The organism is Magnetofaba australis IT-1, from assembly GCF_002109495.1.
In the GTDB taxonomy this organism is placed as follows: domain Bacteria; phylum Pseudomonadota; class Magnetococcia; order Magnetococcales; family Magnetococcaceae; genus Magnetofaba; species Magnetofaba australis.
Map to the genome: position 1 here is coordinate 140,044 of NZ_LVJN01000019.1, position 17,739 is coordinate 157,782.

Genomic DNA, 17,739 nt, shown 5'->3' on the forward strand with positions numbered 1-17,739 from the left:
GCGTGGCGGATCCATGGCTGTGGGTATAGAGTGACATGCCCCGCGCGCTGATCACCGGGGCCTCCGGTCAGGATGGCGTCTATCTGATGCGCCTGCTGCAAGCGCGCGGATATGGCGTGCATGCACTGATGCGCTCGCCGCCAGAGACGACGCAGCGGCGTTTGCAAGCGGTTGGCGGCGCGCCGGAGGCGGTGGCCTGGGTGGCGGGCGCGGCTGGAGCGGACGCCTTGACCGCGTTGCCGGAGTTGGTGAAGCGCGTCGCCCCCGATGAGATCTACCATCTGGCGGGGCAGAGTTCGGTGGGGGCGTCGTTTGCTGATCCGGCGGGCACCTGGCGCAGCCATTTGGATTCCGCGTTGGCCCTGCTGGAGGCGCTGCGCGTGGGCGCGACGTCCGCGCGGTTGTTTCTGGCGGGCTCTATTGAGATTTTTGACCCGCGCGATGGCGCGCCCATCAATTCGGCGACGCCGCTGGCGCCGCGCAGCCCCTATGCGGCGGCCAAGGCGTCCCTGACGCTGCTGGCGCGGGAGTATCGCCGCGCCTATGGCTTGCCGGTGGCGGTGGGGCATCTGTCCAATCATGAATCGCCATTGCGGCCCGAGCGTTTCGTCACCCGCAAGGTGACCGACGCCGCTGCGCGCATCGCGGGCGGGTCGGGGGAGCGGCTGAGTTTGGGCAATCTGCATGTGGCGCGGGATTGGGGCTGGGCCGAGGAGTATGTGGAAGCGATGTGGCGGCTCAATCAGCCCGACTCGGCTGCGGAGTGCGTCATCGCCAGCGGAACCAGTATTACGCTGGAGGCGTTTGTGGCGGCGGCGTTTGATCAGTGCGGTCTGCACTGGCGCGAGCATGTGGATGTGGCCGAGGGGTTGAAACGGGCCGGAGAGGCGGCGCGGGTGCAGGCCGACGCCGCCGAGGCCGAACGGCTGCTGGGGTGGCGCGCGCAGATCGCGGGCGAGCAGGTGGCGCGGCGTTTGGCCGATGCCGCACTGGCGGCATTGCGGCGGCGATAGCCTCCTGTGAAATGGTTAAGGGGTCTCTTTTGAGGCCTGATGATGCAAGTGGGCCATTCAGGTCAAAGCAAGATTGAGTCGGAAAGCGACGGACGTAGTGGGAGCGGACATGAGCAAACGGGCGTTGATCACCGGCATTACCGGTCAGGACGGGGCCTATCTGGCGGAGTTTCTGCTGGAGAAGGGGTATGAAGTGCATGGCCTGCGTCGGCGCGCCTCCAGCTTCAACACCGGTCGCATCGACCACCTGGTGCACGACCCCCATGATGAGGGGCGCAATCTCACGCTGCACTATGGCGACCTGACCGATTCGTCCAACCTGATCCAACTGGTGCGCGAGATCCAGCCCACAGAGGTGTACAATCTGGCCGCCCAGAGCCACGTGGCGGTCTCCTTCAAGAGCCCCGAGTACACTGCGGATGTGGATGCGCTGGGCGTGCTGCGCATGCTCGAAGCGATTCGCATCAATGGCTTGGAGCGCAAAACGCGCTTCTATCAAGCCTCCACCTCCGAGCTGTATGGCGAGGTGCAGGAGACCCCGCAGCGCGAGACCACGCCGTTCTATCCGCGTTCGCCCTACGCCGTGGCCAAGCTCTACGCCTACTGGATTGTGGTCAACTACCGCGAATCCTACGGCATGTATGGCTGTAACGGCATTCTGTTCAATCACGAATCCCCTCTGCGCGGCGAGACCTTTGTGACGCGTAAGATCACCCTGGCGTTGGCGCGCATCAAGGCGGGGCTGCAGAAGTGTCTCTACCTGGGCAACATGGACGCCAAGCGCGACTGGGGCCACGCTCGCGACTACGTGCGCATGCAGTGGTTGATGCTGCAGCAGGAGGAGCCCGACGACTACGTCATCGCCAGCGGCGAGCAGCATTCGGTGCGCAGCTTTGTGGAGATCGCCGCCGCCGAGTTGGATATGGCCATCGAGTGGTCCGGCGAGGGGGTCAATGAAGTGGGGCGCAACGCCGCCAGCGGCGAGATCATCGTGCGGGTGGACCCCATGTATTTCCGTCCCGCCGAGGTGGAGACCCTGCTGGGCGACGCCAGCAAGGCGCGGGAAAAGCTCAAATGGGTGCCGGAGATCCCCTTCTCCGAGCTGGTGCGGGAGATGGCGCAGGCCGACTGGGCGCAGGCCCAACGCGAGGCGCGCGCCGCCGCCTTCGACAGCGGGGCCGAGGGCTGAAGCTGCGGGGCTCTGCAGCGGCGCTTTAACGTGTATCCACCTGTCAGTTTGACGTTTTGCGCGTCGACGCAATCGCCATACGCGAACTGCGCAGACCCTTATTGAGGCGCAGCGCCCATCCTGCCGCGTGTGTAATCCTGCATAGCCTGTTCGATCTCCGCCACACTGTTCATCACAAATGGGCCGTGGCCGACGATGGGCTCATCGATGGGCTGACCGCTCAGGAGCAGCACGGTGGCGTCCTCCTCCACCGTGAATGTGATCCGACTTCCCGCCCGCTCCAGCACCGCCATCTCGGCGCTCTGGACGCTGTTCTCCGCATCAAAGCCAATCTTTCCATGCAAGACGAACAGGGATGCGGTATGCCCATCCGTTACGGCCACGTTCACTGTATGGCCCGCCCGCAGGCGCAGATCCCACACGTTCATGGGCGTGGTTGTGCGCGCGGGGCCGGTTTGGCCATCCAGCTCACCAGCCAGGATGCGCGCGCTGCCCGCCCCATCAGGCAGCGCCACCTGGGGAATTTGCGCACGGGTAAGCGCCTGGTAGGCGGGTGGGGTCATCTTCTGCTTGGCGGGCAGATTGACCCACAACTGCACCGCTTCGAATATTCCCCCCTGGGCGGCGTAATCGGCGCTGTGATACTCCTCATGAATCAGGCCGGATCCGGCGGTCATCCACTGGGCGTCGCCGGGTCCGATGACGCCGCCGCCGCCGCCGCTGTCGCGATGAGCGACGCCGCCTTGATAGAGAATGGTGACGGTCTCAAAGCCGCGATGGGGGTGGGGGCCGACGCCGCGTTTGTGCGTGGTGGTGGGGGCGAACTCGTGGGGTCCGGCGTAGTCCAGCAGCAGGAAGGGCGAGACCGTTTCGGCGATATCGCTGTAGGAGAAAATGTTGCTCACCGGGAAGCCGTCGCCGACCCAGTGGCGCCCGTTGCTGCGTTTGATGAAATCGAGTTTTTTCATGTTGTCTCCTCCTCTTGCTGCTTTGAGTCAAATGGAGCGCACATGTTCAATATCGTCTGTGCGCCGACGCCTGCCTCTTTTTCATGTGGGGCGCGAGCTCAAAACGGTGTCGACAAAGTAGTCTGGGGTGAGGAGCGGTGGTTGGGATGGGCGCACGCTGCGCAAACAACGCCGTGAGACTGAATCCGGGTCGATAATTGTAAAATCCCGGATGATTCCATAAACGTGTTGAGCTATCCTCTATTCCAGGCCAGAGCCTATTTGGTCCAACAGGCCAGAGGAAGCGCAACAGGAGGAATCTGATGGAAATCCGTCTGCACGCCAACGCCACCACGACGCCGAAGATCCGCAAACAGATTCAGGAGTCTACCCTGCCCAATAGCCATCTGGCGGCACAGTTTGGCGTTACTGTGGACACCATTCGACGCTGGAAGGGACGTAACGATACCCAAGACCATTCCCATACGCCACATCATCTGCCCACGACGTTGACGCCTGAGCAGGAAATTGTGGCGGTGGAGTTGCGCCGGACGTTCCTTTTGCCCCTGGACGACCTACTGATTGTGATGCGCGAGTTCGTCAATTCCGATGTCAGCCGCTCCGGTCTGGACCGCTGTCTACGTCGCCACAAGGTCTCCCGTCTACGCGATCTGATCCCTCAACCGGAAGGCGAAAAGAAGCCGGTCAAAACCTTCAAGGACTACGAGCCTGGCTATATTCACGTCGACTACAAATACCTGCCTCAAATGCCTGATGAATCCTCACGGCGCTATCTGTTCGTGGCCATCGACCGCGCCAGCCGCTGGGTCTATCTGGAGTTGTGCCCGGACAAGTCCGCCAAGACCGCGACTGGATTCCTCAAACGCCTGACGGCCAAAGTTCCTTTTAAGATCGTCAAGTTGCTGTCCGACAACGACAAATGCTTCACGGATCGCTTCAGCGCCGAGGGCGAGCGCCAGCCTACTGGCAAGCATCTGTTTGATGTGGAATGCGCGCGCCATGGTATCGAACACCGGCTCATCAAACCGCGTACGCCTCAGACCAACGGCATGGTCGAACGTTTCAATGGCCGCATTGCCGATATCCTGACCACCACACGCTTTGATTCACGCCAAGATCTGGCTGCAACACTGACTCGATATGCGTGGCTCTACAATCAGCAGATCCCGCAAAAAGCCTTGAATCACAAAACGCCAGTCGCCACTCTGAAAGCTTGGCAATTAACTCATCCGCACTTATTCCATAAACAGGTCAGGAATCATCCGGGACCCAACAAACCGCGATGACCACCTGTTTCTGCACTCGGTTAACGTGGCGGTGTACATGATGGCCTTTGCCCTCTGGCAAGGCATGCTCTATGCCCAAATTCAAGAGGCTGGCATGGGGGGGCTTTTGCATGATCTGGGCAAAATTCGCGTGCCCATCGACATCTTGAAAAAACGCGAGCAGTTGAACGACAACGATTGGGCTCTCCTGCGCATGCATGTGGCGTTTACGCAGCAAGTTCTCCAGACCCTTCCCAGCGCGCCATCATCGCAGACGATGTTGCGGGCTATGCGGGAACATCATGAGCGGCTCGATGGCTCTGGTTATCCGGACGGGCTCAGAGGGGAGAGCATCGGCCAGGAGGGGCGCATGCTGGCGATCTGTGATGTGTTCGACGCCATGACTTCCGAGCGCGCCTATCATAATGCGGTCGAGCCGCGCAAAGTGCTGAACGTCTTGATGGAGGCGTGCCATCAAGACAACCATCTGGATCGGGAGTTGGTGGAGAAGTTCGTGCGTTGTATTGGCATCTACCCTACCGGGACCCTCGTGCGGCTTGAGAATGGCTATCTGGGCGTGGTGTTGCGCAATGACCCGAAAGATCTGTTGCATCCGGCAATCCGCATTGTGAAAGATGGCCAAGGCAGAAAGCTGTCCACGCCGAAACGGCTGGATCTGTGCGAATCATCGGATATGAAAGGGTGGCGCATTGTGGGCAGCGAAACTCCACTGCGGGCTGAGCTGGATCCGCGACACTATCTACCCGGTGCGACGCACTATTTTACCACGTAAAGCTGCTGTGCGGCGACGGCAGGACGAGGCGGCCTCTCTCGGCTAGAGCGGGAGGCGGGAATCGGCAGCGCAAACAGCGCGCATCGCCTGATGCGGCGTCTGAGGGGCGTCGTCGCGCCGCTAGGCGAGAGGGGGGGCGCCGCCCACAACCAATTCGCCACAGACGCTTTTCTCCCCGTGGGCTCACGGTTTTCTCGGTTTGGCGCGGTTGGTCGCCTGGGCGTTGGCGGGATCTTCCGGCCAATAGTGTTTCGGATAGCGCCCCTGCATCTCCTTGCGCGTCTCGGCCCAGGCCCCCGCCCAGTAGCCGCCCAAATCCGCCGTGATCTGCAACGGACGCTGCGCCGGGCTCAGAAGTTCCAACACCATGCCCAAGCGCCCCTCGGCCAGACGCGGCGTCTCGCTCACCCCAAACATCTCCTGCACCCGCGCCCGCAGCATGGGCTCTGCGCCTGCGGCATAGTCCAGCGGCAGATTGGAGCCGCTGGGCGCGCGCCAGTGGGTCGGCAATCGCGCCTCCAGTTTTTGCTGCATGCTCCAGTCAATGCGCGCCATCAGCGCCTCCATTACCGGGATTGAACTGAACTGTTCGCGCCGCGTGATCCCCGTCAGGAACGGTCCCAGCCAGTTGTCCAGATCGGCCCACAGGGCGGCGTCGGAGAGGTCGGGCCAGCTGTCGCTCTCCTCGGGGAACAGGCGACGCATCAGCCCCACCCGCGCGCGCAACTGCTGCGCGGCCTTGGACCATGGAAGCGCCTGCACGCCCAATTGCCGCAACCCCGCCAGCAGCGCCGCGCGCACCGCCTCCGCGTCGGGACGGGGAATCTGCGTCTCCTCCAGGACCAGCGCGCCCAGGCGCGTGCGGCGCATGGCGACCACGCGCCCGAGGCGACTCTCCCAGGCGATCTCATCGGCTTGGGTAATCTCCGCCGCCATGCGTTGGCGCAGGGTGGCTTCATCCAGATGCGCGGCCAGGAAGATGCGCCCCTGACGCTCTCCGGCGTCCAGGTGCGCCGCCGCCACATAGGGTGAACCGGCCAGGGCGTCGCTGTCGCGCAGATTGGCGGCGCGGCCATTGGCCAGCAGATAGACGCCGCGCTGCCCCGTTCGCTGCTGGCCGATGCGGTCGGGGAACGCCGCACACAGCAGCGCGCCCGCATCGCCGTCGCCGGGGACGTCCGCCGCCACGTCGGCGATGCGCCGCACCGCCTGCGCCGCGCGCTGCCAGTGGCGCAGGGCGTCCAGTGCGGGTCCGCGCGCTGTGCCGCTGCGCAGCGCAGCTAGGGCGTTGAGGCGGGCGGCGACGTCGGCGCCCGCATCGCGCAGCGGGTCGTGTTCGCCCAGCAGCGCCGCCAAGTCACACGCAAGCGCCCGTTCGGCGTCATCGCGGGCGGTGAGAATCATGTGCGCCAGCCGCGGATGCAGCGGCAGTTCCGCCATGCGCCGCCCGATCTCTGTGATGCGGCCAGCGTCGTCAATGGCGTCCAGGCGGACGAGCAGATCCCGCGCCTGGGCGCACGCCCCCTCCGGCGGCGGGGTGAGCCAGGGGAGTTGTTGGGGGTCGGGCGCGCCCCACAGCGCCAGTTCGAGCAGCAGCGGAGCCAGATCCGCCTCCAACATCTCCGGCGCGGCGGACTCGGTGAGACCACGTTGGGTCGATTCGCGCCACATGCGATAGCAGACCCCCGGGCCGGTGCGCCCGGCGCGTCCGGCGCGCTGGTCGGCGCTGTGGCGGGAGATGCGCAGGGTCTCCAGGCGGGTCAGGCCGGAGGGAGGGTGAAAGCGCGGGCGACGGCAGTGACCGCCATCCACCACAATGGCGACGCCGGGGATGGTGAGGCTGGTTTCGGCGATGTCGGTGGCCAGAATCACCCGGCGGCCAGCGTGGTCGGCGGGGGCGAGGGCGCGATCCTGCTCGGCGCGGCCCAGATCGCCATACAGCGGCAGCACGGCGATTTCCGAGGGGAGCGCATCCAACAGGCGTTGGGCGGCGCGGATCTCCCGCGCGCCGGGCAGGAACGCCAGGATATCCCCCTCGGCCTCGCGCAGCGCCTGCTTGACGCCCGCCGCGACGCGCGCGGCGACGGAAGCGTCATCCTCGCGCGTTAAATAGTGCGTTTGCACCGGGAAGATGCGCCCCGGGGCGTCCAGAACCGGCGCATCGCCCAGCAGTTTGGATACCGGCGCCGGGTCGATGGTGGCGGAGAGAACCAGTAGGCGCAGATCATCGCGCAGGGATTGCAATTCCAGGCAGAGCGCCAAACCGAGATCCGCGTTCAGCGCGCGTTCGTGGAACTCATCGAAGATCACCACGCCCACGCCGGATAGCTCCGGATCGCTCTGCAACCGGCGGGTGAGTATTCCTTCGGTGACCACCTCCAGGCGCGTGCGGGCGCTGCGTTTGCGCTCAAAGCGCACCTGATAGCCCACGGTGTCGCCGACGCTTTCGCCCAGCAGGTGGGCCATGCGCGCGGCTGCGGCGCGGGCGGCGACGCGGCGGGGTTCGAGCATCAGAATGCGCGCCTCTCCCAGCCATGGCGCATCCAATAACGCCAACGGCAGGGCGGTGGTTTTGCCCGAGCCCGGCGGCGCGGTGATGACGGCGTTGGGGTGTGCGCCCAGGGCGTCGACAATGGGACTCAACAGCGGCGTGATGGGAAGGTCGGCGCAGGCGTTGCGCCAATCCGCCGCCGGTATCGGATTATTTCTGCTCGCCATCGACGCGCGCGGTGCTGAGGATGGGCCAGTAGACGATGAGGAACAGCGCCGCGCCCGCCGCCCACGCGCCGCCCGCCGTCAGATAGGCCAACAGCGGCTCGCCTTGGGGCCACAGCAGCGGCGTGACCACGCGCAGGAGCATGGCGCCGAGAATCAGGTGAAAGGCGATTATGATGGGGCGGCTGGCGGTGATGGGGCGCCCGGTGTGGCCCAGGCCGACGCGGGCCATGATGCCGAACAGCAGTAGGCCGACCACGCCCATGGTCCATACGTGCAGCGCCGCCACCGAATCCACCGCGCCGGCGGTGAGCGCGCCGAAGGCGATCAGGGCGAAGCCCGCCGGGATGGCGGCGTAACCCACGTGCAGCACCCGCACCAGGGGTTCGCTATGGGTCAGATCGCCGCGCCAGGCGGCCAGACGCAGAGCATGGGCGGCGGCGGCCATGGCGTAGATCAGCGCGCCGAGCAGTCCGTCAACGCCGAGAATCTGCGCGATGATGGCCAAAATCAGCGCGCCCATGGCCAGCCGCTCCAGTGCGGGGTCGGCGGCGATTTTCAGCCGTCCGCCAAAGCGATTGAGCCAGTTGGCGGTGAATAGCGGAATGATGCGACCGCCGATAATGGCGGCCAGGACGACGAACAGCATCGCCCCCAGGCGCGGCCCGGTGGTGGCCCAGGGCGGCGCATAGAGTTGGGTGATCTCCAGCAGGGAGAGGATATTGGCGATGGCGAACGCCACCACGCTCCACATGGCCGAGGCGCTCCAGGGGGTGCTGCGTCCCCACAGCGTGCGCAGCAACAAATAGACGATCATCAGCGGGTAGAGCGCGCCCAACAGCGCCACCAGCGGGTCGGGCAGCAACAGACTGAGCGGCAGCGCCAGGCGTCCGGCCAACCAAGCCAGGAACACGGCGATCAACACGCGTCCACGGGGCATCTGAGTGGCGGTCCAGTTGGCGCTGGCGGTGAGAATGAAGCCGCCCAGGGCGGCGCCGCCCATGCCGTAGATCATCTCATGGGCGTGCCAGGCGCCAGGCAGCATGTCCCAGGGCCACACGCCGTTCTCCGCCCACGCCAACCACAGGCTCCAGGCGGTGATGGCCGCCAGACCGTATGCGGCGGCGATGACGAACAGAATGCGGAATGGGGCGGTAAACAGAATCATCAAGCGCTCCTTGGGGAGGCGGATGGGCAAAGCGCATCAAACGACCAACGGGATGCGTCATGGGGAATTGAAAAATTGTGACGCTTATGGAATCGTACCGCAAGGTGGGCGGTGGTTTCGCCGTTCGCCAGACAGGAAATACCCTTTTATTGATCACATTTGCAGGAGAGTCTGACCATGAAGAAGCTGTTCGCCCTAGCCGCTTTCGGCGCGTCTCTGGCTATTGCGCCGGTGGTGGCCCACGCCGATGACGACGCCATCGTCCTCCACCGTCAGAGTGTGATGGAGGGGATTGGCGCCGGAATGGGAACCGTGGTGTGCGTGCTTAAAAAGCAGTGCGATCTGCCGCAGAAGGTGGTGATTCGCCAAGCCAAAACCATGCACTTTCTGGCCAAAATGAATCTGGAGGCGTTCCGCGCCAAGACCGAAGGGCCGCTGGGGGTGAAGACCACCGCGCTGCCCAAAATCTGGAGCGATTGGGCCGACTACGAGAAGGATAACAAAGAGATGGTGGAGGCCACCGAAGGTCTGATCAAAGCCGCCGCCAGCAGCATTGAACCGCAATCGCTGGGCCCTGCAGTGCAGGCGCTGGGCAAAGTTTGTAAAGAGTGCCACGACGATTTCCGCGAAAAGCACTGATCACTGAACCGGGGGGCTGCAATGAACCAAGAGGGTGAGAGCAACATCCGCGTCTGGGACGGGGCCGTGCGCCTGTTCCACTGGAGCTTGGCGCTGTGTGTGGGGGGGGCGATCTGGGCCATCAATCAGGCCAATATCACCCTGCACGCGCGCTTCGGCTACGCCGTTCTGGCGCTGGTGCTGTTTCGCCTGATCTGGGGCTTTGTGGGCAGCTCCAGCGCCCGCTTTTTCACCTTTGTGCGCTCGCCGCTGGTCGCCTGGGCCTATCTGCGCCAGGCGCTCGGCGGCGAGCCCCCCCCGCTATGCTGGACACAACCCAGCGGGCGCCTGGATGATCGTGGCGCTGCTGGGCGTTCTGCTGGTGCAGGCTCTCACCGGCCTGTTCACCAATGAGAACACCTTCCTCTATTTCGACGCCCCGCTGGTCAAACTCGTGGGCTACCCCATCAGCAACGCTCTCACCGAGTTCCATGAGGAGTGGGGCGGCCTGCTCTACGCCCTCATTCCTATTCACATCGCCGCCGCGCTCTACTACTGGCGGATCAAGGGAGAGAACCTGATCCTGCCGCTGATCACCGGTTGGATGCGCCTGCCCGCAGGGTTCGCCGCGCCGCGACTGGTCTCGCTGTGGCTGGCGGCGCTCATTTTTGCGCTGTGCGCAGGCGGCGTTTACTGGCTGGTGATGTGATCGGCGGCGATCTTTTCAGCGACGATGACTCATGCCGCGCGTCCCAAGGCTTGTGAGACGCCATTCGACAAGTCATACTCAATTCCATATACGTGTTATAGGCGATTTGTCGCAGGTGATTTCCAATGATGCGTGATGAACATATCCACGTTCTGTTGGTAGAGGACAGCCCCGCCATGGCGGCGCTCTACCAGCAATATCTGGCCCCGGAATCGTGGCGCGTGACCCATGCGGCCACCGGTCAGGCGGCGCAGTTATGCATTGAACGCGACCCACCAACGCTGATGCTGCTGGATCTGAAGCTGCCGGATATGAATGGCATGCTGCTGCTTGAGCGCATTCAGCGCGACGAGTTGCCCATCTCGGTGGTGATCATCACCGCCCACGGCTCGGTGGACGTGGCCATCGAAGCGATGCGCCTGGGGGCGTTCGACTTTCTGGAAAAGCCCTTCTCCTCCAAACGCTTGCTGGTGACGCTGCACAACGCGCTCAAACAGCGCGATCTGAGCGCGCTGGTGGAGAACTACCGCGAACGCTTCGACCGCACCCGCTTCCATGGATTTTTAGGCGGTTCGGCGGTGATGCAGGGCGTCTACGGCATGATCGAAAACGCCGCCCCCAGTAAAGCGACGGTCTACATCACCGGCGAGAGCGGCACTGGCAAAGAGGTGTGCGCTCAGGCGATTCACGCCGAGTCGCCGCGCGCGAATAAGCCTTTCGTGGCCATCAACTGCGCGGCCATCCCCAAGGATCTACTGGAGTCGGAGATCTTCGGTCACAAGCGCGGCGCGTTTACCGGCGCCGCCAGCGATCGTCAGGGCGCCGCCGCGCGCGCCGATGGCGGCGTGCTGTTCCTCGACGAGATCGGCGAATTGAGTCTGGATCTGCAGAGCAAGCTGCTGCGCTTTTTGCAAACGCGCATGTTCCAGCCGGTGGGCTCGGAGCAGACCATCAGCGTGGACGTGCGCATTCTGTGCGCCTCCAACCGCGATCCGCTGGAGGAGGTGCGCGCCGGGCGTTTCCGCGAGGATCTGTTCTACCGCCTGCATGTGGTGCCGCTGCAACTGCCGCCGCTGCGCGAGCGCGAAGATGACGTGCTGCTCATCGCCAACAAGTTTCTGGCCGAATATGCGCGGGAAGAGGGCAAGCGGTTTGAGCGCTTCGCCGACGACGCCGAGGCGCGTTTGATGGCGCACTCCTGGCCCGGCAATGTGCGCGAGCTGCAGAACGTGGTGCGTCAGGTGGCGGTGCTGCATGATGGCGAAGAGGCCACTGCGGCCATGCTGCCGCCGCCGTTGGGCGGTGAAGGAGTGAGCGCCGTGGCGGCGGCCATGGGCGGCGCCCCCGCCAGCTTCTCCCACAGCGGCGGCATGGGCGGCGGCGACAGCGGGGAGGGGATCCTGCCGTTGTGGCGACTGGAGCTACAAGCCATCGAACAGGCGCTGGCCGCGTGTCAGGGCAATGTGGCGCAGGCGGCGGCGCGGCTGGAGATCAACCCCTCCACCATCTATCGCAAGCGTCAGGCGCTCAAGCGCAAGGCGATGGAGGAGTAGCGCCGTTCCCCGGCCAAGACGGGGCGTGGTGACTATAGCCGCTTGAATCCAGAATGACACAAATCCAAAGCGCTCAATGTTTGCGTGACACTGGTTGGTCTTGCGCTGACTATGGGACAAATTTTCCTACGGAAATTTGGCGGGATTCTTAAGGGTCTGTGACCCTTAAGCGGGTGTGGGCGGAGCCCACGGTTTGGATTTTGACCTTGGGAGCTCGAGGGCGTAGCCCTCGATATCTTTCAGCGCCCATATGTGCGCTTTTGAATGCTAGCGACTATATCGACCGCGTTTGGCGTTGGCCAGGGCGTGGCTGAAGAAGGCGTCAAACTGATCGGCGATGTGCTGCGGGTCATTGCGTTCAGCCACCAGTTGCGCCCCCGCCGCGCCGATGCGTTGTCTGAGATCGGCATCATCCAACAGACGATCCAACTGCGCGCGCAGGTGGCGGCGATCATGCCGCGCCGCCAGCAATCCGCCCGGGCCGACGGTGCCGGGAATGCAGGAATCCGCATAGCTCACCACCGGCGTCTTTTGCGCCATCGCCTCCAGAAACACCAGACCATACGCCTCGTTGGAGGTGGGGTAGAGGAACACGTCCAGCAGACGGAAGAAGGCGATCTTCTCCGCTTCGCTGAAGCGCTGGCGCAGCACGGTGATGCGATTGCGTCCGCGCCAGTAGGGGTAGCGCATGTCGCTGCGGATGGCGAAGTGGACGCCGGGGCGGTCGAAGTCGCGCACCAGCTTCATGAAATGGGCGTTCTCGGCGCGGTGATTGCCGAATGAGCCCACCAGCAGCGTCTCTTCGGGGATGCCGAAGTGGGCGCGGTCGAAACTGGCCTCGGTGGGGTAGGCGTTGGGGTCGTAGGGCAGTTCGGTGATGGCGACCTGTTGCCCCGGCGGCTGTAGAATCTTCACGTATTCGGAGATCACCGTCACCCCGCTGACTTCGGCGGCGTTGCTGGCCGGGCGCGGACACATCACCGTCTCCGTCACTGGCGCCAATTTGGCCGCGCGGCTCACATACTCTAGGTCCGGCCCGCCCGCCACGCAGAAGTGAATCAGGTCCGGTTTGAGTTCGGCGATATGGCGTTCGATGTTGGGGTAGTTGTTGTCGTCATACACCACCGGCCAAAGGGATTCGAACGACTCCGACAGACCGCCGCGCCCCATGGCCAGGATGGTGACGCGGTATTTGTCCCGATCCAGATAGGGCAGCCAGTGGCGCACGCTCAGTTGGGTGCCGCCATAGGCCAGGTGGTTGGGACAGATCATCAGGTGAATCATCGCGGCGCTCCATGGCGGGGCGCGTGGGGAGGCGTTATGATGGCGACGCGGCCCCGCACGGCCCGTAATTTCCTATTCAGCCATCCAGGCGCCGAGCATACCCGAGCGCCCCGCATCGGAAAAGAGATGAGCAACGCCGCCTCCCGCTATCTGACCCAATACGCCGGTTATCCCGATCTGTCCCAGGCGCGCCGCGCGCTTGTGATCAACAAGCGCAATATCGGCGATGTGCTGCTCTCCACCCCGGTGTTCACCGTGCTCAAGGCCAATTTCCCCCACCTGCAGATCGATGTGGCGGTGGGCGCGGGCACCGAGTCGATGCTGGAGGGCAATCCCCATATCGACAATATTATCGTGCTGCGATGGCCCGAAAAGCGCGGCCTGGCGGCCAAAATTCGCCATGAATGGGCGCTCTACGACTCCATTCGTAATCGCTATGACCTGGCGATCAACCTCACCCCGGGGGATCGCGGCGTGCTGATGGGGTGGATCTCCGGCGCATCGGTGCGCTCATGCGTGACGCGCAAACCCAAGTGGCTGCGGGCGTGGCTGGACAAACGCGCGGTGACCCATTGGGTGAGCTGGGCCGGGGGCGACCGCCACTATGTGGAGAATCATCTGGACTCGCTGCGTCGTCTGGGCGTGCGGCCGCACAACGCCGAGCAGAAGCATCCGGTGTTGATGGTGGATCCCCAGGCGCGCGCCGATCTGGAGACGCTGTTGGCTCGAAAAGGGCGCGAGGGGCTGCTGGAGCGCCCCTTCGTCTTGGTTCACCCCTCCTCGCGCTGGATGTTCAAAGCGTGGCCACCCGCCCACAATGCCGAACTGATCAACCGTTTGGGGCATGAACTGGGGCCAGATGCGCCCATTGTGCTCACCTCCGGCCCCGACGGGCGCGAGATGGACTTTGTGCGCGAGATCCAATATGGCATCGACGTCCCTTACGTGGATCTCACCGGCCAGTTGAGTCTGAAGTCCCTCTATGCGGCCATTGCGGCGGCGCGACTGTACATCGGCGTGGACTCCGCCCCCATGCACATGGCCAGCGCCGCGCGCACCCCCCTGGTTGCGCTGTTCGGCCCCAGCCAGGAGACCAACTGGGGGCCGTGGGGCGCCGCCGACGGCGTTATCGCCCATGACGGCTTCCCCTGTCGCCCGTGTCAGCGCGACGGTTGTGGCGGCGGCAAGGTGAGCGATTGTCTGACCGAGTTGTCGGTGGATCAGGTGTTCGAGCGGGTGATGGCGCGTTTGGCGCAATTGGACGCAGAGAACTCGCTTTATATTTAAAAAAACAGATAATTGGCTGTCAAAGTGTGATAACCGCGATATCTGTTTGACTTTACTCATCTCTTACAGATAGTCTGAACTGGTTTGTCACGCGCTGTCACAGTGAGACGGCGCGTGGTTGCGTTCTCCTGCGTGGGGCGGTGTGCAGCCATGAACCTCATGACGTTACTGCCTCACTTGTTGTGGCTTCTGCTGGTTGGCGCCTCGGCGTTGTGGAACCTGCACACCATCGAGCGTAATACCGAACAGATCGCCCTCAATGTGGGGCGCGCCTTCTTCCGCGAAATCGAAACCACCCGTCTGTGGAATGCCCGCCATGGCGGTCTCTACGCGCCCATTACCAAGCAGACGCCCCCCAATCCCTATCTGGATGTGCCGCATCGGGATGTGACCACCACCGATGGGATGCGTCTGACCCTGATCAATCCCGCCTATATGACGCGGCAGATTTCTGAAGTCGCGCGCGAAAAGAGCGGCATCCAGTACCACATCACCAGTCTCAAGCCACTGCGTCCGGGGAATGGCGCCGATGCGTGGGAGAGCAAGGCGCTCAAGAGTTTTGAGCGCGAGCGCGAATACATGCTGGAGTACTTCTCCGGCGACGAGACGTTCCGCTATATGGAGCCGCTATATGTGCACCGCGCCTGTCTCTATTGCCACGCCAAGCAGGGCTATCGCATCGGGCAGATTCGCGGCGGCATCAGCGTCACCATTCCCGCCAAACCGTTTCTGACCCCCGCCAAGCAGACGCAGGCGCCGATTATGGTCACCCACGCGGTGGCGCTGTTTCTGGGCTGGTTGGTGATTCAGTTGTTCCAGGGCTATCGTCAGCGGCAGATGCAATTGCTCAGCGCCAGCAATGCGCAGTTGGAGCAGGCGCGTCTGGAGGCCGAGGAGGCCAGTCAGACCAAAAGCCAGTTTCTTTCCAATATGAGCCATGAGATTCGCACGCCCATGAACGCCATCATCGGGTTGAGCCATCTCTGTTTGCAAACGCGCCTGACGTTGCGTCAGGAGGACTATCTGCGCAAGGTGCACGACTCCGCCGTGGCTCTGCTGCGCATTATCAATGACATTCTGGATTTTTCCAAAATTGAGGCGGGGCGGCTGGATATCGAATCCACCCCCTTCTCCTTGCAGGAGACCATGGAGCGCATCGCGGCGACCTTGACGGTGCAGGCCAAGGACAAATCCATCGATTTGAGTTTCAGCGTAGCGCCGGATGCGCCGCCCACGCTGATTGGCGATCCGTTGCGCATTGAACAGGTGCTGCTCAATCTGGCGGGCAACGCCATCAAGTTTACCGAGCAGGGCTCGGTGAGCGTGCGCGCCTATATCGTCGAGCAGCACGACGACGCGCTGACCATGGGTTTCTCCGTCACCGACACCGGCATTGGCATCGCCCCCGAACAGCAGAGCAAACTGTTCCACTCCTTCACCCAAGCCGACGCAGCCATCACGCGGCGCTTTGGCGGCGCCGGTTTGGGGTTGGCCATCTGCAAGCGGTTGGTGGAGTTGATGCGCGGGCGCATCGAACTGGAGAGCACCCCGGGAGTGGGTTCGCGTTTCTCATTCACTCTGCCGCTGCGTATTGCGCGCAAGCCGCTGGAGTCGCGCTCGGATCTGCCCGATGGGTGGCGTCCGCTCAAAACCTTGGTGGCCGATGACAACAAAAGCGCGCGACAGGTGCTCAGCGCCCTGTTGCATGAACTCTCCTGCCCGGTGATGGAGGCGGTCAATGGTCTGGAGGCGGTGACGTTGGCGCGGCAAGAGGCGGATGCGGGCGCGCCGTTTGAGTTGGTGATTCTGGACTACATGATGCCGAAGATGGATGGCGTCTCCGCTGCCGAGAAGATCCATCAGCAGGCGGATTCCCAGCACAAGCCCCGGATCCTGCTGGCCACTGCCCAGGGGGATGAGCGCATGCTCAGCGATGCGTTCGGCGAGCGTGGCGTGATCACAGGCGTGTTGGTCAAACCCATTGAGCAGCAGACCTTTATCTCTATGCTTGGGCGCTTGGAACTCGCCCTGCAGCAGCGTCATACCGGGGTCTCCACGGTGGGCGCGTGTCAGAACAAGGATACCCCGCCCGATGCGCTGGCGGGGGCGCGGGTGCTGGTGGTGGAGGATAATGAGATCAACCAGCAGGTGGCGCGGGAGATGCTGGAGCGCGCCGGCATTGAGGCGTCCACCGCCAGTGATGGTCAAGAGGCGGTGGATAAGGCGCTGGCCAACCCCTACGACTGCATTCTGATGGATATCCAGATGCCGCGTCTGGACGGCTACCAAGCCACGCGGCAAATTCGCCTGCGCAAGCCGAGTGACGCGCTGCCGATTCTGGCGATCTCCGCCAACGCCATGACCAGTGATCGCGAGGAGAGTCTGGCGGCGGGCATGGATGATCACCTGTGCAAGCCCATTGAGCCCGAGCAGCTCTATGCGGCGTTGCTCAAGTGGATTCGTCCCAATGCGCGGCTTGGCGGGGCGGAGGCGTTGGCGGCGCGGGATCAGCGCGTTTCCGATGCAGGCGGGGTGGAGCTTCCGCAGATTGCTGGTTTGGATGTGTGTCGCGGCGTGGCCCGGGTGGGCGGACGGGTGCGCGCCTACCTGCAATTGCTGGCCAAATTCGCCCAAGGGCAGCCGCACACGCTGGCGGTTTTGGAAGAAGCGGTGCGAGGCGGGCGGCAGGATGAGGCGGCGGGGCATGCCCATACCCTCAAGGGGGTTGCCGCCACTATTGGCGCGGTGGCGCTGCAGGATGCCGCCGCCAATCTGGAGATGGTGCTGCGGGAGAGCGCGCCCAGCGCCGAGCGTATTGAGCGTGCTCTCACTGCGCTACAGACCGCTTTTGCGCGCATTCTGCACAACATTGAAGAGGGTTTGGCGGAGGAGTGGGCGTACGCGCCGCGTGGGGCGCTGCCAGCGTATGGCGAGGAACGTACGCAGCAACTCCTGCAGCGCTTGGCGCAGCTGCTCAGCGAATTCGACGCCGCCTCGGAGGATGTGCTCGATGAGATTCTTTCCCATCAGAGCGATGGGACGTTGCGCGAACAGTTGGCGGGGTTGCAGCCTTTGATTCAGCGCTACGAGTTGGAGCAGGCCAGCATCGCGTTGCGCAAAATAGTCGAACTTGGCGGGCATGAGCCGCCGGAGTTGACCACGCAGCGTTAGCTTAGC

General features: G+C 63.6%; 14 protein-coding genes. 10 read left to right on the forward strand and 4 right to left on the reverse strand.

Features of this window, described 5'->3' with window-relative positions:
* The first annotated feature begins 35 nt into the window (after positions 1 to 35).
* Both MAIT1_RS10065 and gmd read left to right on the forward strand, forming a co-directional pair.
* A complete protein-coding gene (locus tag MAIT1_RS10065) occupies positions 36 to 1,013 on the forward strand; it encodes a GDP-mannose 4,6-dehydratase (protein WP_085442151.1) in 978 nt (325 codons plus the stop codon).
* Between the two features lie 109 nt (positions 1,014 to 1,122).
* Entirely contained in the window at positions 1,123 to 2,202 is a 1,080-nt protein-coding gene (gene gmd, locus MAIT1_RS10070) for a GDP-mannose 4,6-dehydratase (protein WP_085442152.1), read from the forward strand.
* Between the two features lie 98 nt (positions 2,203 to 2,300).
* Here gmd and MAIT1_RS10075 read toward each other — a convergent pair whose 3' ends face one another.
* Positions 2,301 to 3,170, reverse strand: a complete 870-nt coding sequence (locus MAIT1_RS10075) for a pirin family protein (RefSeq protein ID WP_085442153.1) — start codon at positions 3,168 to 3,170, stop codon at positions 2,301 to 2,303.
* 302 nt (positions 3,171 to 3,472) lie between these two features.
* Between MAIT1_RS10075 and MAIT1_RS10080 the strand changes: the two genes are divergently transcribed.
* Together MAIT1_RS10080 and MAIT1_RS10085 are read left to right on the forward strand one after the other, a co-directional pair.
* Positions 3,473 to 4,456, forward strand: a complete 984-nt coding sequence (locus MAIT1_RS10080; RefSeq protein WP_085442154.1) for an IS481 family transposase — start codon at positions 3,473 to 3,475, stop codon at positions 4,454 to 4,456.
* Between the two features lie 10 nt (positions 4,457 to 4,466).
* Positions 4,467 to 5,228, forward strand: coding sequence for an HD-GYP domain-containing protein (locus MAIT1_RS10085; RefSeq protein WP_275531633.1), 762 nt, complete (start codon positions 4,467 to 4,469; stop codon positions 5,226 to 5,228).
* Between the two features lie 183 nt (positions 5,229 to 5,411).
* Here the strand turns inward: MAIT1_RS10085 and hrpB are convergent, their stop codons facing one another.
* Positions 5,412 to 7,946 (reverse strand): ATP-dependent helicase HrpB, encoded by a 2,535-nt coding sequence (gene hrpB, locus MAIT1_RS10090; protein ID WP_085442156.1) that lies wholly within the window; start codon positions 7,944 to 7,946, stop codon positions 5,412 to 5,414.
* Positions 7,930 to 9,111 carry an NnrS family protein gene (locus tag MAIT1_RS10095; RefSeq protein WP_085442157.1) on the reverse strand — a complete coding sequence of 394 codons (1,182 nt, stop codon included), beginning with the start codon at positions 9,109 to 9,111 and terminating at the stop codon, positions 7,930 to 7,932. Before MAIT1_RS10095 ends, hrpB begins: the two co-directional genes overlap by 17 nt.
* Positions 9,112 to 9,288: 177 nt before the next feature.
* On the opposite strand from MAIT1_RS10095, the gene MAIT1_RS10100 reads away from it, so the two are divergent.
* The 4 genes from MAIT1_RS10100 to MAIT1_RS10115 all read left to right on the forward strand — a co-directional run bounded on the left by MAIT1_RS10100 (position 9,289) and on the right by MAIT1_RS10115 (position 11,991).
* Positions 9,289 to 9,750 (forward strand): c-type cytochrome, encoded by a 462-nt coding sequence (locus tag MAIT1_RS10100; protein WP_085442158.1) that lies wholly within the window; start codon positions 9,289 to 9,291, stop codon positions 9,748 to 9,750.
* Between the two features lie 21 nt (positions 9,751 to 9,771).
* Positions 9,772 to 10,143, forward strand: a complete 372-nt coding sequence (locus tag MAIT1_RS22460) for a cytochrome b/b6 domain-containing protein (protein ID WP_085442159.1) — start codon at positions 9,772 to 9,774, stop codon at positions 10,141 to 10,143.
* Positions 10,082 to 10,438 carry a cytochrome b/b6 domain-containing protein gene (locus MAIT1_RS22465; protein ID WP_085442160.1) on the forward strand — a complete coding sequence of 119 codons (357 nt, stop codon included), beginning with the start codon at positions 10,082 to 10,084 and terminating at the stop codon, positions 10,436 to 10,438. Before MAIT1_RS22460 ends, MAIT1_RS22465 begins: the two co-directional genes overlap by 62 nt.
* A 128-nt stretch (positions 10,439 to 10,566) precedes the next feature.
* On the forward strand, positions 10,567 to 11,991 hold the full coding sequence (locus MAIT1_RS10115; protein ID WP_085442563.1) for a sigma-54-dependent transcriptional regulator: 1,425 nt from the start codon (positions 10,567 to 10,569) through the stop codon (positions 11,989 to 11,991).
* A gap of 267 nt (positions 11,992 to 12,258) precedes the next feature.
* Here the strand turns inward: MAIT1_RS10115 and MAIT1_RS10120 are convergent, their stop codons facing one another.
* On the reverse strand, positions 12,259 to 13,275 hold the full coding sequence (locus MAIT1_RS10120) for a glycosyltransferase family 4 protein (RefSeq protein WP_085442161.1): 1,017 nt from the start codon (positions 13,273 to 13,275) through the stop codon (positions 12,259 to 12,261).
* 126 nt (positions 13,276 to 13,401) lie between these two features.
* Between MAIT1_RS10120 and rfaQ the strand changes: the two genes are divergently transcribed.
* Both rfaQ and MAIT1_RS10130 read left to right on the forward strand, forming a co-directional pair.
* The gene (gene rfaQ / locus MAIT1_RS10125) at positions 13,402 to 14,562 is read left to right on the forward strand and encodes a putative lipopolysaccharide heptosyltransferase III (RefSeq protein WP_158089416.1); all 1,161 of its coding nucleotides are present in this window, start codon (positions 13,402 to 13,404) and stop codon (positions 14,560 to 14,562) included.
* A 159-nt stretch (positions 14,563 to 14,721) separates the two neighbouring features.
* Positions 14,722 to 17,733 (forward strand): response regulator, encoded by a 3,012-nt coding sequence (locus MAIT1_RS10130; RefSeq protein WP_158089417.1) that lies wholly within the window; start codon positions 14,722 to 14,724, stop codon positions 17,731 to 17,733.
* Positions 17,734 to 17,739: the final 6 nt, after the last annotated feature.

Excerpts from the sequence above, each read along its gene's own strand:
- MAIT1_RS22460 (WP_085442159.1), top strand. The coding sequence starts at position 9,772 with ATGAACCAAGAGGGTGAGAGCAACATCCGCGTCTGGGACGGGGCCGTG.
- gmd (WP_085442152.1), top strand. The coding sequence starts at position 1,123 with ATGAGCAAACGGGCGTTGATCACCGGCATTACCGGTCAGGACGGGGCC.
- MAIT1_RS10100 (WP_085442158.1), top strand. The coding sequence starts at position 9,289 with ATGAAGAAGCTGTTCGCCCTAGCCGCTTTCGGCGCGTCTCTGGCTATT.
- hrpB (WP_085442156.1), bottom strand. The coding sequence starts at position 7,946 with ATGGCGAGCAGAAATAATCCGATACCGGCGGCGGATTGGCGCAACGCC.
- MAIT1_RS22465 (WP_085442160.1), top strand. The coding sequence starts at position 10,082 with ATGATCGTGGCGCTGCTGGGCGTTCTGCTGGTGCAGGCTCTCACCGGC.
- rfaQ (WP_158089416.1), top strand. The coding sequence starts at position 13,402 with ATGAGCAACGCCGCCTCCCGCTATCTGACCCAATACGCCGGTTATCCC.
- MAIT1_RS10065 (WP_085442151.1), top strand. The coding sequence starts at position 36 with ATGCCCCGCGCGCTGATCACCGGGGCCTCCGGTCAGGATGGCGTCTAT.
- MAIT1_RS10080 (WP_085442154.1), top strand. The coding sequence starts at position 3,473 with ATGGAAATCCGTCTGCACGCCAACGCCACCACGACGCCGAAGATCCGC.
- MAIT1_RS10075 (WP_085442153.1), bottom strand. The coding sequence starts at position 3,170 with ATGAAAAAACTCGATTTCATCAAACGCAGCAACGGGCGCCACTGGGTC.
- MAIT1_RS10115 (WP_085442563.1), top strand. The coding sequence starts at position 10,567 with ATGCGTGATGAACATATCCACGTTCTGTTGGTAGAGGACAGCCCCGCC.
- MAIT1_RS10130 (WP_158089417.1), top strand. The coding sequence starts at position 14,722 with ATGACGTTACTGCCTCACTTGTTGTGGCTTCTGCTGGTTGGCGCCTCG.
- MAIT1_RS10120 (WP_085442161.1), bottom strand. The coding sequence starts at position 13,275 with ATGATTCACCTGATGATCTGTCCCAACCACCTGGCCTATGGCGGCACC.
- MAIT1_RS10095 (WP_085442157.1), bottom strand. The coding sequence starts at position 9,111 with ATGATTCTGTTTACCGCCCCATTCCGCATTCTGTTCGTCATCGCCGCC.